The sequence below is a fragment of the Haladaptatus sp. AB643 genome, assembly GCF_024136975.1.
In the GTDB taxonomy this organism is placed as follows: Archaea; Halobacteriota; Halobacteria; order Halobacteriales; family Haladaptataceae; genus Haladaptatus.
In genome coordinates, this window is the sequence record NZ_JAMYJW010000001.1 from 101,840 (window position 1) to 115,188 (window position 13,349).

A 13,349-nucleotide genomic window follows, 5' to 3' on the forward strand; every position below is an offset into this window, starting at 1 on the left:
GAAGGCGATGGGCTAAGGTTTTTGCACCGCTTCCAGTTCCTCGTTCGACACGAACTCGCCGTCGGGCGTCACTCGACCGGATGCCAGCGCACAGTATTTCGCGCCGACGCCCCGTGAGGAGAGCGGGCCGCGTCGGATGCAGCGGAAGCCGACGTTCTTCGCCGCGTTGTAATCGTCGTTGGCCTCGTTGCCGCATTTCAGACACTCGAACCGGTTGTTCTCCACGTCCCGATTCTGTGGGTGTGTGAATCCGCACGACGTACAACGCTGACTCGTGTATTCGGGATTCACCTGTACGACCGTGGTGTCCCGCTCGGCCGCTCGATACGCGACGAACTCGAACAGCCGTTCGAACGTCCGGCGATGGAACCGAGTCGCCTTCTCCAGCGTCTCCTGTGTCCCTTCGAGTTCGCCGAACGCGATGACCGAACAACCGTGTTCCTCGGCTTCAGAGACGATACCGCCCGCGACCTCGTGGAGTTCGTTCCGGGCAAAATTCTGCATGCGTTCGCTGGCCCGTCTGAGCGTTCGTCGTGCGCTTCGGGTGTCCGTCTCGCGTAGATCGGCACGGAGGTCGGCGAACTCGGCGTGTCGGTGGGCGAGTTCCCCACCCGAGAAAAAGCGCGCCGTGCTCGTCACGGCGAGATTTTCGACGCCGAGGGAAACGCCGAGGACGGTCGAGTCCTCCGTCGGCAGTTCGACTTCGGGACGCGGGCGTCGGAAGCCGAGATGCAAATCGAAGTTCCCGTCGCGGTAGTGAAGCGTGCTCTTCGCCGGTTCCCATCGATCGTCGTTCAGATACTGCGACTGGTAGCTTCCCTCCGGCATCACGAGGCGACAGCGAACCCGGTCGCCGGTCGTGGTCAGACTGATGTTTCCGTCGTCGAACAGCGTCAACGTCCGACTGTCGTAGACGACGGTCGGGCTGGTGAACTCCGGCTTCTCCGCGTCGTCACCGCGCTCGAGCGCGCGCTTGATGGCTTCGGCGGCGCGGTGGGTGGCGAGGACGGCGTGCTGGCTTCCCAGCTCGGTACGCTCACGCAACGGTTCGTACGCCAGTTGCTGGACTTCGTTCCGCGTGTGACAGACCCCCCACGCGAAGTTGACCGCGATCTGGCACCCGCGTTTCCACTCGCGCACCATCGACAGCAGTCGCTCGTGGTCGTCTGCCTCGACCGCGAGGCGCGTTACCGCCGTTCGCCTGAAATACTCGGAACCGCTCACGCTCTTTTCTCCCCAGAGCGCCCCCTTGAATACTTCGGGACGTCTCTCCCCGCTCCGAGACGAAGTTTAAGGCGTCTCAGATGCAATATTCCCCCATGAGAAGTTTCAAAATCGGGAGCGCGTTCGGCATTCCGATACAACTCGACCTCACTTTCCTGCTCATCCTCCCCATATTCGCGTGGCTCATCGGAACGCAGGTTTCGTACTGGGTCACCATCCTGAACGACCTCTGGAGCCTCGGATTAACCGCCGCCCCGCTCTCGTCGGGAATGATGCCGTGGTATCTCGGCGTCGCCGCTGCGATCGGTCTGTTCGCGGGCGTCATCCTCCACGAACTCGGCCACTCCGTCGTTTCGATGCACTACGGCTATCCCATCGACTCCATCACGCTGTGGATCTTCGGCGGCATCGCGCGGCTCACCGACCAACCGGAGGAGTGGTCCGAGGAGTTCTTCATCGCCATCGCCGGTCCGGTCGTCAGTATCATCCTCGGCGTTCTCTCGTTTGCCGCGCTCTTCGCCGTCCCCTCGGGCTTCGATGCCGTTCGGTTCGTCCTCGGCTACCTCGCGCTAATGAATATCGTCCTCGCCGCCTTCAACCTGCTTCCCGGGTTTCCGATGGACGGCGGACGCGTCCTGCGCGCGCTCCTCGCGCGAACGCGCCCGTTCGCACAAGCGACGCAAATCGCCGCCGAGGTCGGCAAACTGTTCGCCATCCTGTTGGGCATATTCGGCCTGTTCGGCGGGAATATCATCCTCATCGGTATCGCGTTCTTCATCTACATCGGCGCGACCAGCGAGGCTCAACAGTCGGTGCTCTCGGCGACGTTCCGCAACGTTCGGGTTCGTGACGTGATGACGACCGCGGACGACCTGCACACGGTTTCGCCGGACACGTCCATCGCCGAACTCCTCGAAACGATGTTCCGTCAGCGCCACACCGGCTACCCGGTCATCGAGAACGGCGAACTCGTCGGCATGATAACGCTGGACGATGCCCGGAGCGTGCAGCAAGTCGAGCGCGACGCCTACACGGTTCGGGACGTGATGTCTACCGACGTGAAGACGATTCCCGCGGATAGCGACGCGATGGACGCGTTCGAAACGATCCAGCAGAACAACATCGGTCGGCTTCCCGTCATCGATAGCGACGGCGACGTGGCCGGAATCATCTCTCGAACGGACCTGATGACCGCGTTCAACATCATCAACAAGAGCGGGCGTTCGGAGGACGAGTTCGCCCTCCGCGAACAGCCATCGTAGGCTTCGAATCCCCGCTGAACACTGTTTGCCGTCGCGTTTATCCCCGTTCCTCGCCGAGTAGTAGGTATGTGTGGACGCCTTTCGCTCTTCGCGCCGCAGGACGAACTCGAAGACCGGTTCGATGCCACGCCGGTCCGGGAAATCCGTCCGCGGTACAACGTCGCGCCGGGGCAGGAACACCCCGTCGTCCGCAACGACGCGCCCGAGGAAATCAGCTTCCCGACGTGGGGATTGGTTCCCCACTGGGCCGACGAGTTCGGCGGCGGACACATCAACGCCCGCGCCGAGACGCTTTCGGACAAGCCGAGCTTCCGCGACGCCTACCGCGAACGTCGGTGTCTCGTTCTCGCCGACGGCTTCTACGACTGGAAGAAGACGCCGACTGGAAAGCAACCGTATCGAATGACCAGAACGGACGGAAAGCCGTTCGCGATGGCTGGATTGTGGGAAAATTGGAAAGACGGTGACGACAAAACTTCGTTCACCGTCGTTACCACGGAACCCAACGATGTCGTCGGCGAAATCCACCATCGCATGCCCGTCATTCTCGCACCCGAGGAGGAGACGACGTGGCTCGACGGCGACGAGGACGAACGACGATCCGTGCTAAATCCCTTCCCGGCCCGAAAAATGCGCTCCTATCCGGTCTCCACGACGGTCAACAACCCGGCCAACGACTCGCCGGACATCGTGGAGGAAGTCGTCGCCGATGAGGACGCACAGACGGGATTCGGGGATTTCGCCTAATCGAGCCGAAAAACCCGCGATTCGGTCGAAATCAGTTCTTTCCCCGCACCGTCGAATGTCGCTTTCGACTGTCCATGTCCGACCGGGAGGACGGCATCGTGGAGTACATGTCCGTCGCACCGCCTCCACCGGGGTCACCGTCGTCCTCTTCATCCTCCGCTTCGTCGGCATCGTCCTCCGCTTCCTCATCATCCCCTTTGAGCCTGCCGAACAGGGAACTGAACTCCTCGACGGCGTCCTCGGTCGAGAGGAACTCTCCGTTTTCCACATCCTCGTGTTCACTACCTTCTTCGTCCTCACTCCCTTCCTCGTTGGCTCCCACGTCGCCCTCGTTTTCCGTCTCGTCCGAACTTCCCAGCGAGAATACCGACGACAGCAGGTCGCTCACGCTCCTGCTGCCGTCGTCCTTCGTTCCATCCCCGCCGATACGTTCGAGGCGATCGAGTCGCTCTTCCGCGTCGAGGTTCGACCATTCGTCCGAGAGGTCGGCCATCTCCAACAGGTGTCGAAGCGAGAGCACTGCGTCGGCGTCGGCGTCCTGCATCAGCATCGGGAGGTCCGCTGGCGTCACGTCCGCCGAGTCGTGCTCGAATCCGGACGCCGTGAGCAGTTCGCCGAGCGATGCATCGGACACCGCTTCGGCGACTGCATCGGTACGCTCGCGAACGGATTCGGCCGTTTCATTCGGTAACTCGTCGCCGTCGGCGGCGTCGAGCGCCGACCGGATCTCCTCCATCCCGTCTTCGAGGCGTCGTTCGAGGTCTGGGTCGTCGTTTGTCATCGTTTCAGTGGGCGTTCGTGGGGTATCTTCGGTCGCAGTGCGTTTTATTCCTCATCGCCGGTGCCGTTCTCGTTCGCTCCTTCTCCTTCTTCGCCATCCTCCGCGTCCGCCGCTTCGTCTTCCTCCCCGTCGTTGAACTGCTCGACGATGGCATCGACCATCTCGTCGCGGCCTAGATTGGCCTTCACGTCGACTTCCTTCGCGACGGACTGCAGTTCGGAGTAGTCCATCGTTTCGAGGAGTTCCCGGTAGGTCTCCTCCCGAATGGCTTGCACGTCGTCCGGGTTCAAATCGACATCGGCGGCATCGGTACCTCCCTCGTCGGACTCCTTTTCATCGGATTTCTTTTCGTCGGACTTCTTTTCGTCGGACTCCCCGTCTTCGTCTTCACCCTCGCCGAGCGACTCCACCACTTCCTCGGTGGTCTCCTTCGCATCGTCCAGCGTTTCGGTCGATTCCCGCTTTTCGACGTACTCGCGAAGCGAACTCTCGATAGGGTCCCGAAACTGCGGCTTGCGCAGCGTCTTGCCGAGGGCCACGACGAACGCGCTGGCGAGACGGCCGAGCAGTGACGGGTTCTCGTCATCGCTTCCCTGAAACGGTAGCTTGGAGAGAAGCTGACCGGCCGCGACGCGGCCGAGTTTGCGGCCCGCGAGCGCGCCGACGGATTCGCCGAACGACCGCCCCAGCGATTGCCCGTCGACTTGGTCGCCGACGCTCTCGCCTTTCACCAGCGAACCGACGTCGACCTGGTCGGACAGTTCGTCGGTGATCGCTTCTTTCGGGTCGGGTGTGTCGCTCATTCGGTCTCACCACCGTCGTCCGCGTCGTCTTCGCTTTCGCTCTCGGATTCATCGCTCGTTTCGTCCCCGGCTTCATCGTGCTCTTCAGTATCGGTCTCCTCGCCGTCGTCCGCTTCGCTCTCGGATGGGGTATCGAGGAGCGAGTCCAGCAGCAGACCGCCGAGAACCCCGCCGAGCCACGCACCGAGGTTGCGGCCGACGAATTCCCCGATAGTCGAACCCAGCGACTCGACGGAGGCGTCGTCTGCCACCCCAGCATCGAGCGACGTGTCCGCGAACACCTCGTCCATATCGATGTTCCGGATGGCATCGCCGACGTCGAGCGACGAACTCTCGTCGCTCATGCTCCGGACTCGTCCCCGGACTCCTCCTCGGAGTCGTCGCCGAACATCTGATCGACGATTTCCTTGAGGAGCGTCGTGAGCAGTTCGTCGAGCGGGATGTCGGACAGCGCGTCGCGTATCGACTCACCGGCCGACTCCATCGCCGACGAAACGCGACCCGAACCGTCCTCGGAGTCCTCGTCGGAGTCCTCGTCGCCGCCGAGTAGCCCCCCGAAGAGGCTCCCGCCGATCAGGTTCTCCAGCAACCCGCCCGAGCCACCGCCGAGCAGGTTCCCGACGCCGGAGAGCAAGTTCCCCAACAACCGACCGGGACCGCTGACCGCGGAGACGTCCAACTCGACTTCGTTGAGGTCCACTTCGAGACCGAGGAGGTCGAGAAACAGCCCTTCGAGGTCGAGATACAACACGGTCGTCCCATCGTCCTCCCGATAGCCGTACTCTCCGTTCTCCCCGTCCCCTTCCGAGTCGCCTTCGTCCCCTTCTCCGTTCCCCTGTGATTCTTCCGTCCCCTCCTGTGACTCCTCGGACTGCTCTTCGCTCCTCTCCGACGATTCCTCTTCGTTTCCTTCTTCGGTCGTTTCCTCGCTTTCTTCCTCCTCCCCACCGTCGGTCAACAATCGCCCTTCGTTCCGGGCGTGCTCGTTGGCGTCTTCGTCGGCACGGAAAGTGTCATCCTGATCGGCTGTTTCTGTCATGGTAACCAACGTAAATTGAATCCCGATGGTTTTACTAAGCCATTCTGGCCTTTCGCCGAGGGGTTCGGACGCTCTCTGGCGGTTTTAGGTGCAAATTCGAACGCTCTCAGAATGGTATATTCACTCGCTATTTGGATAAATAAACACGAGTCCTAACCTTGGCCGGAATGTTCCTCGAATTCCCCTCTCGTTCTGCGTTTCTCCGAACGAGCGCGCTCGCTTCGGTAATTCAGATTGACAGATTCCGAACAAAACTCGTTTACGGTGTGCTGTCATCTCACATACTGCCCTGGCGGTACCAATGATTCAGCTCATCGACATCGACGTAGAACACACGATGGCGGAGTACGCGACGGATACGGTGCTGCGAAATTCCGTCGAAGCGATGCAAAACGCGGTCACCGACGACGTCGCCGCGCTCGACGGTCGCACCGTTTGGATGGTGAATTCGACGGCAAGCGGCGGGGGTGTGGCGGAGATGATGCCGAAACTGGTCAGCCTGTCCCGTGCGCTCGGTGTCGATGCGAAATGGGCGGTCATCGACGTTGACGAGCCCGTATTCTTCGAGTTCACGAAGGGGATTCACAACCTGCTCCACGGTGCGGGTAACCCCGAACTCGTGGACCACGAACGGGAGGTTTACGAGGCGACGAGTCGGTCGGTGGCCGACGAACTCGCGGATCGTATCGCTCCGAACGACGTCCTCGTCGTTCACGACCCACAACCGCTCGCGGCGGGTGCGATGGTCGTCGAAGAACTCGACGTTCCCGCCGTCTGGCGCTGTCACATCGGATCCGAGGAGCACTCGGAGAAATCACGGACTGCATGGGAGTTCTTGAAGCCGTGGATCAGCGACTACGATCGCACCGTCTTCACGCTTCCAGCGTACGTTCCCGACTTTCTGGCAACCGATGCGGACATCATTCCTCCCGCAATAGACCCGTTCAGCGCGAAAAACCGCCGTATGAAGCCCCAAGAAGTCGCCACCGTGCTGGCACGGGCGGACCTCATCGACACCGGTCACCCGGTCGAGCAGTTCGGCCAACCCGCCCGGCGATTGCAGGCCGACGGCTCGTTCGCTCCCGCGACGGAACCGGCCGATATCGGCTTGCTCTTCCGTCCGACCATCTGCCAGATTTCGCGATGGGACAGCCTCAAAGGGTTCGTCCCGCTGCTGCGTGGCTTCGCCGAACTGAAGCGCGACGCCCGGTCGGCGGCCGACTCCTCCCGCTCGGACGACCATCGGGAGCGAATCGAGAACGCACGACTCCTCCTCGTCGGTCCCGACCCGTCGTCGGTCGCCGACGACCCGGAAGGGCGGACGGCGCTCGAAAACTTGGAGGAGGAGTGGCTCGCCCTCGATCCCGAACTACGGGACGATGCCGCCGTCATCGTCATGCCGCCCGACCAGCACGAGAGCGCGCTCGTCATCAACGCCCTCCAGCGGTGCTCGACGGTCGTCGCCCAGAACTCGCTCCAGGAGGGATTCGGTCTCACGGTGACGGAAGCCATGTGGAAGCGGGCGGTACTGATGGGTTCCGATACCGGTGGCATCACCGCACAAATCCGTGACGGCAAGGACGGTCGGTTGGTGCCGGATTCCGGCGACCCGGCATCGGTCGCCGAAACGCTCGATTCGGTGCTCGAAGCCGCCGACAAATGGGACGACTGGTCGTACAGCGCCCAGCGGCACGTCACGGACAACTACCTCGTGTTCGAGCAGGTGACCCGTTGGTTGGAAACCCTCGGACTGCTCGTCCGTTAGAGGACGAACAGCAGCGGGATGAACACGACGAATCCGACGATGACGCCAGCCGACAGGTACCACGTCGGGTTCGAGAGGCTTTCACCGGCCTCCAGTCCTTCCGGCAGTACGTCGCCGATGACGAGGTACAGCATCGATCCTGCCGCGAATCCGTATCCGAACCCGAGGAACTGCTGTGCCAATCGGACGAAGTAGAACGCGATGACTGCCCCGATTGGCTGTGGAAGACTCGTGAAGAACGCGGCTCCCCACATGCGTCCGTTTCCGATACTGTCCACGTCGTTTATCGGAATCGCGGTCGCCAACCCTTCCGGGAAGTTGTGAATCGCCAGTGATCCCGTGATGGCGATGGCAACGAGGGGAACGGTAAACCCGAGGATGTGAATCCCGCCCGTGTGATTGAGTTCGGCGAAGGAGACGCCGATGGCGAGTCCCTCCGGGAAACTGTGGACGAACAGGACCAGCAGGATGTTGAGGATGGTCTGGAAATCCCCCTGCGCGATGTCTTCCGGTTGGAAATCCGGTCCGTAGTGGTCCACCACGTAGTGTGCGAAAATCACGAGGAGGATTCCACAGGCGATGCCCGCACCGACGAGCAGCCACCCGCTGTTTTTCTTGTACGCTTCGAACAGCAGTCCGAACACCGACGCGGACGCCATCAATCCGCCAGCGAACCCCCAGAGGCCAACGTCGAGCTTGTCCCCGATATCATCGACCCAAAACAACGGAACTGCCCCGAGACTCGTCCCGAACGCCGCGACCAGTCCTGCGACGAAGACGAGTACGTACGGTCCCCAGTTCATGTATATTCGTTTGAACTACGCACTTGTAGGGCTTTCTGCCGTTTTTGGCCGACCTAAGATTTCTACCGGGTGATTAGGGATTTTCGATGATTGGATTTGTTTGGTTGGCCGAAAAATCGGACGCAGTATCCTGGATAGGAAGATTCCGAATCGAGAGGCCGTGAGACCCGTGATATCGGACATTCGGAGAATGGCAGAACTTCTTGCCCACAACGGCTATCTGAGATGGTTGAGTACGTCTTTTGCGATGTCCGAAAAAACGCTCCACGAGGAAAAGCTGTCGCGCAAAGAAGCCGCAGACCGACTGGAGGCCATCGCGGACCAACTCCGTGGCAAGGATGAGGCCAACGTGGACGTCGGCAACAAGACCGTCACGCTCTCGCCACGGAAGAAGATTGGCTACGAAATCGGAATTCGGGAATCCTCGTCCGTCCTCCGTGGTGACCGCGAGACGGTCACGATAAAATTGGATTGGAAGCCGAAATAGCTGGACTTCGTGTCTCACGGCTGGTTCCGAACTCGAAACCAGTCACTCACGGTCTGATGTTCGCAAAAGGTCCAGGTGCGAGAATCGAACCCGCGTCCCAGCCTCCACAAGGCTGGAGGATAGTCCACTACCCCAACCCGGACACGCATATCGAGGTAAACGGGAGAGATTAAAATACGTTTCGGAAAGGAGGCCGCGTATGGTGGTTTCTGACGTGTTACTCGTACTCACTCTCGTTCGGTCGTCGGATTCTCCAGTCGAAATCGACGGGTACGGTGGCCGTCGAACCACGGACCGGGTTCGGTTTCCTCGAACCCGACCGCCTCGGCGACGGCGATGGTGTCGGATACGGTTTCGGGTTCGGGGAGCAGGATTTCGACCGGCATGGTTTCCCGCTCCGCGAAGCGTATCGGTTCGTCGAGGAGGCGTTCACAGGCCGATTCCTCACCGAAGAGATGGGTAACGTGGACCGTCTTCTCGTCGGCTTCGTATCCGACGAAGCCGACGATGTCCCCGTCCGATTCTGCCACGCGGACCGTCCGGTCGTGAACCACGTCGGCCATCACATCGGTCGGAACGTCGGCTAGTGCGGCGAGGCGGCCCCCGTCAGCCTCCACTGCGTCTCGGACGTTCATGTTGGATAGTTTCCGTCCCTCACATTAAACCCTTCAGCCGAACGCCCCCCATCTCCGGACGAACGACACCGGTCGCTGGTCGAACGGATCGTGGTCGGTGTACCATCGTCAATGCGTATTTCGTTCCTTGTGGTCCGTAATACGGAGCCTGACTCTCGTAATGTTTGATTACTGTATCCTATCCAATCTAAAAAACCCCTGGAGGGAACTGGATTTCCAATTCTCCCGTTCCGTTGGGCGTAGTTTCATCTCGCTCGGATGCTAACATGTGACTATGAGTGATGTATCCGGGAACGCCGACCGGAGACCGTGCGATTTCTGTCGCCTGCCGTGTCTCGACGAGACGGTAACGCTGGCCCACGGCGAGACGACCTACGAATTCTGTTCGGAGACGTGCCGGAACGAGATGGTAGCGAACGACCGCGTGTTCACCACCTATCACGGATTTCGTCAGATAACCACGGGTATCTCGGCGCTCGACGAGCATCTGCCGGAAGGGTTGCCACGCAACTCGTTCATCCTGCTGTCCGGGGAAGGTGGGACGCGCGACAACGCCATCGGGACCGAACTCGTCTGGCGGACGCTTCGGCGCGGTGAACCGGCAATCGTCGTCAGCTTCACCGAACCGCCGATTTCGGTCATCGAGCAGTTCCTCTCCTTGGAGTGGAACGTCCTTCCGTATCTCGAATCCGGACAGCTACACGTTCTCGACTGCTTCACCTACCGGGTCAGCGACCGCGACCGGATGTTCACCCGGATGGACGAGTGGAACCACTTCCTGCACCACGTCACTGCGCCCGTCACGACGACGGTTCGTGACCCGAGCGATACGAGCGAACTGCAAAACAAACTCGACAACTGTCTCGAATCGCTGTCGATGAGCGATACGGGTATCGTCGCAATCGACTCGCTGACCGAGTTCGGAACGCTCGTTCAGCCCGTCCAAGCGTACGACTTCGTCAAGGACATCCGCGCGGACGTCTGCAAAGGAAGGTTCGTCACCGTCTTTGCGGGAGCGACGTTCGCAGGGGAAGAGAACGCGTTTCCGCACGACATGAGCTACGTCATCGACGGCCTCGTCGAGTTGCAGTTGAACGGATCGCTCGTCGACGACGTGCTCATCAAACGGATCCGTATCCGCAAAATGAACGGCGTGTTGACGATTCCCGAGTGGGTCGCCTACGAGTACACGAGCGGAGACGGGTTGATATCGTTCGACCCGATCGAGGAAATGGAATCGGCCGAGGAAGCCATCGAATCCGACGAACAACCGAGTTCAGATCGGAACGCTCGGTCGGAATCAGACGCTGCCGAGTGAACGGTGACAGGTTCGCCGTCGAGTTTCAGTGATGTAGCGTGATCTACAGGTGGAGCAGGCCGAGACGGTTCACACGGACCCTTCGAAGACGGCGTATCCGACCGTCTCGGGAACGTGACCCGTTTCCGTATCGGCGCTCTCCTCCTCTTCGATCTTCACCTCGACACCGTTCCCAGTGAGGTTTCGATACCGAAGTTCCGCGGTGTCGCCGCCGTTGAACGTCTGCATATCGGCGTAGAACAACGGCGAATCGTACCTGTTGCCGAAGGATATCCGTTGCCACTCCTCGGTAATCCCCTCATCGGTTTGCCGTACTTCGAACACCCGTCCGTCGATCCGCCCGGACCTCCGTTGGAGCGCGATGTACCCGACCGTCTCGCTCACGTGCCCGTCTTGGCCCTCTTCCTCCTGAAGTCTCACTCCGAACGAGTTGCCGGTGATTTTCGACAGCCGTGAGATGACCGGGTCGGAACCGTTGGCAGTCTGTGGCTGTGCAAATACGACCGGTGCCGCCCCCCCGAAGAAATCTCCCATCGAAACGGTCGTCTTCGCGTCGGAAACCTCCGCTTGTCCGCCTTTTACCTTGAACGATTTGCCGTTGTCCAGTTGCAACACCTGTTCGTTCGTCCCTGCCGAAAGCGAATGGAACGTTTCACTGATATGCGATCCATCGAGGTATTCCCACTCTTCGAGTTTGTATTCGAAATTCCCATCCGCCACGTTTCGGAGACGGACGTGCGCCGGGTTCCCGCCGTCGTATGACAGCGGTTTCGCGACGACGACGCCACTCGGTTGTACGGCCGAGGTGGCCTGTTGCCACTGGTCTACGCTTTCCTGTTTTCCGCTGGTTATCGCTTTCGTCAACAGCGGTACTTCGCTGCCGGGGGTGTACGGTTCCCCATCGACCGTCCACACCGCGGGTCCACTCGACTCGGTCGAAACGATACCGCCGGTCACGTAGAACGAGTGGATCTTTCCCGCCGGAACTGTTCCAGTAGCGACCGACGAATTCCCCGGCCTGCTCGGCCCGCCGTCTTCCCCCCAAGACATGGTCAACGTCGAACCTTCGTTGCCTGCGGGGAGGGCGTTCTCTCCGGCCGTAATCCGATACGTCGTTGGCGAGTCCTTGCCCGTATTGTCGATGCGAACGAGTTGCGCGGATTGCAGCGGAACGGTCCCGAGCGCCGGTGGATCGGGCAACGGCGGCGTCGTATTCGGTTCGTCGGGATTCCCGTTGATGGTCATCCGGTTGCTAATGTAGGTCGAGTTGGTCTGTGGACCGGACCCACCGAGAACGCCGGACACCGTTCCCCATTCGTCCGGTGCTTGGCCGATGTATATCGCGTACTCGCTGTTGTGGTCGTTGCGTACTTGGACGTCTTTGAACTCCAGATATTCGAGATTTGCCGGTGTCCCATCGGACATCTGGCTATCGTACGTGTAGATGGCGTCGTGGTTCTTCGTCGATTCGTAGCTGATTCGGACGTCGTCTACGACGATCCGTTGACACGTGACCTGTCCCGTGATCGGTCCGCCACAACTCGGCGACTGGTAGCGGTGATAGAAATCACAATCCGCGATGGTGAGCGTTCCGTCGTAACTGTTGATCCCCTCCGACGAATTCGCGGGAACGTTGGCCTCGGAGCTCACGCCGCGTTGGAGAGAGCCACCCGACCACGCCGACCGTGGATGTTGTCCGTCCTTGATGGAGACGCAGTTTCTCACTTCCGTGTTCCCCCCGAGGCGGAGACCGTTTTGCGTGTTGCGGACGAAGCAGTTCAGGATTTTGAGTTTTCCTTCGGGTTTCTTCGCGTAAATCGTGTTCTCTCCCCACAGCTCGAACCAACAACGGTTGAACGTGAGCGCCCCCTTCCCGGATTCGACGAGTATCGCACGCCGGTTGCTCGCCTCGTCCGCGGCACACGCCCCCTCGTTGAAATAGCAGTCTTGCAGGAGCCCGCGTTTTCCGTCCGCGGAGGATAATCGGAAGTACGTGCGTGCGTCGCTCGAATCGTTCGATCCGACGTTGGTATCGGTGGCCGCCCGCACTTTTCCACGGGTAATGAGTCGTCTGAGTTCCCAGTTACCCGAATTGGAGTTCATGCGGATGAACGGTGGAATCGGCGTGTTCCGCATATCGAGTTCGAATCCGTCGAGGACGAACCCGTTCGAGTACACGTCGAACCAACGGGTGTTGTCGCTCGAAACACCGGGAACGAGTCGCGCACCGTTCGGCGCGATGAGTTCGAGGTTGTTGGTCCCTGACTCGATGGTAATCCCGTTGAGCTTGTAGGTTCCCGATGGGAAGACGATCGTCGTATTGCTGCCGACGAGGTCGCCTAGAATCGGATCGATGGCCGTGTTTCCGTTTTTGTCTGCCCCCTGATCGACGATATTGTAGGTCGGCATCAGATCCCCTCTCCCAGCAGAACTTCGAGGATTGCCCCCCAGACAGTCGGACGTCGGTTCCGATCGAGTCGGTCGA

At 60.4% G+C, this 13,349-nt stretch carries 13 protein-coding genes and 1 tRNA gene; 5 read left to right on the forward strand and 9 right to left on the reverse strand.

Annotation, left to right across the window (positions count from 1 at the left end; translation table 11 throughout):
• Positions 1-12: 12 nt before the first annotated feature.
• On the reverse strand, positions 13-1,224 hold the full coding sequence (locus tag NKF25_RS00565; RefSeq protein ID WP_253224805.1) for a transposase: 1,212 nt from the start codon (positions 1,222-1,224) through the stop codon (positions 13-15).
• Positions 1,225-1,319: 95 nt separating this feature from the next.
• Between NKF25_RS00565 and NKF25_RS00570 the strand changes: the two genes are divergently transcribed.
• Complete coding sequence (locus tag NKF25_RS00570) at positions 1,320-2,486, forward strand: M50 family metallopeptidase (protein ID WP_253224806.1); 1,167 nt, start codon at positions 1,320-1,322, stop codon at positions 2,484-2,486.
• A gap of 66 nt (positions 2,487-2,552) precedes the next feature.
• Positions 2,553-3,233, forward strand: a complete 681-nt coding sequence (locus tag NKF25_RS00575) for an SOS response-associated peptidase (RefSeq protein WP_253224807.1) — start codon at positions 2,553-2,555, stop codon at positions 3,231-3,233.
• A gap of 31 nt (positions 3,234-3,264) precedes the next feature.
• Here the strand turns inward: NKF25_RS00575 and NKF25_RS00580 are convergent, their stop codons facing one another.
• The 4 genes from NKF25_RS00580 to NKF25_RS00595 are packed head-to-tail and all read right to left on the reverse strand — an operon-like array spanning position 3,265 to position 5,856.
• Positions 3,265-4,014: a hypothetical protein gene (locus NKF25_RS00580; protein ID WP_253224808.1), complete on the reverse strand. Its 750-nt coding sequence runs from the start codon at positions 4,012-4,014 to the stop codon at positions 3,265-3,267.
• Positions 4,015-4,058: 44 nt separating this feature from the next.
• Positions 4,059-4,817: a hypothetical protein gene (locus NKF25_RS00585; protein ID WP_253224809.1), complete on the reverse strand. Its 759-nt coding sequence runs from the start codon at positions 4,815-4,817 to the stop codon at positions 4,059-4,061.
• Positions 4,814-5,161 (reverse strand): hypothetical protein, encoded by a 348-nt coding sequence (locus NKF25_RS00590; RefSeq protein WP_253224810.1) that lies wholly within the window; start codon positions 5,159-5,161, stop codon positions 4,814-4,816. Before NKF25_RS00590 ends, NKF25_RS00585 begins: the two co-directional genes overlap by 4 nt.
• Positions 5,158-5,856, reverse strand: a complete 699-nt coding sequence (locus tag NKF25_RS00595; protein ID WP_253224811.1) for a hypothetical protein — start codon at positions 5,854-5,856, stop codon at positions 5,158-5,160. Before NKF25_RS00595 ends, NKF25_RS00590 begins: the two co-directional genes overlap by 4 nt.
• Positions 5,857-6,157: 301 nt before the next feature.
• On the opposite strand from NKF25_RS00595, the gene NKF25_RS00600 reads away from it, so the two are divergent.
• Positions 6,158-7,621 (forward strand): glycosyltransferase, encoded by a 1,464-nt coding sequence (locus tag NKF25_RS00600; protein ID WP_253224812.1) that lies wholly within the window; start codon positions 6,158-6,160, stop codon positions 7,619-7,621.
• Here NKF25_RS00600 and NKF25_RS00605 read toward each other — a convergent pair.
• Positions 7,618-8,424, reverse strand: coding sequence for a ZIP family metal transporter (locus tag NKF25_RS00605; RefSeq protein ID WP_253224813.1), 807 nt, complete (start codon positions 8,422-8,424; stop codon positions 7,618-7,620). The two genes, NKF25_RS00600 and NKF25_RS00605, sit on opposite strands and share 4 nt — an antisense overlap.
• Positions 8,425-8,671: 247 nt before the next feature.
• Here NKF25_RS00605 and NKF25_RS00610 point away from each other — a divergent pair, with 247 nt between their 5' ends.
• Positions 8,672-8,911 carry an amphi-Trp domain-containing protein gene (locus NKF25_RS00610; protein WP_253224814.1) on the forward strand — a complete coding sequence of 80 codons (240 nt, stop codon included), beginning with the start codon at positions 8,672-8,674 and terminating at the stop codon, positions 8,909-8,911.
• Between the two features lie 69 nt (positions 8,912-8,980).
• Here the strand turns inward: NKF25_RS00610 and NKF25_RS00615 are convergent.
• Both NKF25_RS00615 and NKF25_RS00620 read right to left on the reverse strand, forming a co-directional pair.
• A tRNA-His gene (locus NKF25_RS00615) sits at positions 8,981-9,053 on the reverse strand.
• Between the two features lie 85 nt (positions 9,054-9,138).
• Positions 9,139-9,546, reverse strand: a complete 408-nt coding sequence (locus NKF25_RS00620; RefSeq protein ID WP_253224815.1) for a hypothetical protein — start codon at positions 9,544-9,546, stop codon at positions 9,139-9,141.
• Between the two features lie 274 nt (positions 9,547-9,820).
• Here NKF25_RS00620 and NKF25_RS00625 point away from each other — a divergent pair, with 274 nt between their 5' ends.
• Positions 9,821-10,864, forward strand: coding sequence for an ATPase domain-containing protein (locus NKF25_RS00625; protein WP_253224816.1), 1,044 nt, complete (start codon positions 9,821-9,823; stop codon positions 10,862-10,864).
• 69 nt (positions 10,865-10,933) lie between these two features.
• Here NKF25_RS00625 and NKF25_RS00630 read toward each other — a convergent pair whose 3' ends face one another.
• Entirely contained in the window at positions 10,934-13,273 is a 2,340-nt protein-coding gene (locus tag NKF25_RS00630; protein WP_253224817.1) for a hypothetical protein, read from the reverse strand.
• Positions 13,274-13,349 lie beyond the last annotated feature (76 nt).

What these genes read in the sequence shown, in the direction of transcription:
- NKF25_RS00570 (WP_253224806.1), top strand. Translation starts at nt 1,320, where the DNA reads ATGAGAAGTTTCAAAATCGGGAGCGCGTTCGGCATTCCGATACAACTC.
- NKF25_RS00575 (WP_253224807.1), top strand. Translation starts at nt 2,553, where the DNA reads ATGTGTGGACGCCTTTCGCTCTTCGCGCCGCAGGACGAACTCGAAGAC.
- NKF25_RS00580 (WP_253224808.1), bottom strand. Translation starts at nt 4,014, where the DNA reads ATGACAAACGACGACCCAGACCTCGAACGACGCCTCGAAGACGGGATG.
- NKF25_RS00585 (WP_253224809.1), bottom strand. Translation starts at nt 4,817, where the DNA reads ATGAGCGACACACCCGACCCGAAAGAAGCGATCACCGACGAACTGTCC.
- NKF25_RS00590 (WP_253224810.1), bottom strand. Translation starts at nt 5,161, where the DNA reads ATGAGCGACGAGAGTTCGTCGCTCGACGTCGGCGATGCCATCCGGAAC.
- NKF25_RS00595 (WP_253224811.1), bottom strand. Translation starts at nt 5,856, where the DNA reads ATGACAGAAACAGCCGATCAGGATGACACTTTCCGTGCCGACGAAGAC.
- NKF25_RS00600 (WP_253224812.1), top strand. Translation starts at nt 6,158, where the DNA reads ATGATTCAGCTCATCGACATCGACGTAGAACACACGATGGCGGAGTAC.
- NKF25_RS00605 (WP_253224813.1), bottom strand. Translation starts at nt 8,424, where the DNA reads ATGAACTGGGGACCGTACGTACTCGTCTTCGTCGCAGGACTGGTCGCG.
- NKF25_RS00610 (WP_253224814.1), top strand. Translation starts at nt 8,672, where the DNA reads ATGTCCGAAAAAACGCTCCACGAGGAAAAGCTGTCGCGCAAAGAAGCC.
- NKF25_RS00620 (WP_253224815.1), bottom strand. Translation starts at nt 9,546, where the DNA reads ATGAACGTCCGAGACGCAGTGGAGGCTGACGGGGGCCGCCTCGCCGCA.
- NKF25_RS00625 (WP_253224816.1), top strand. Translation starts at nt 9,821, where the DNA reads ATGAGTGATGTATCCGGGAACGCCGACCGGAGACCGTGCGATTTCTGT.
- NKF25_RS00630 (WP_253224817.1), bottom strand. Translation starts at nt 13,273, where the DNA reads ATGCCGACCTACAATATCGTCGATCAGGGGGCAGACAAAAACGGAAAC.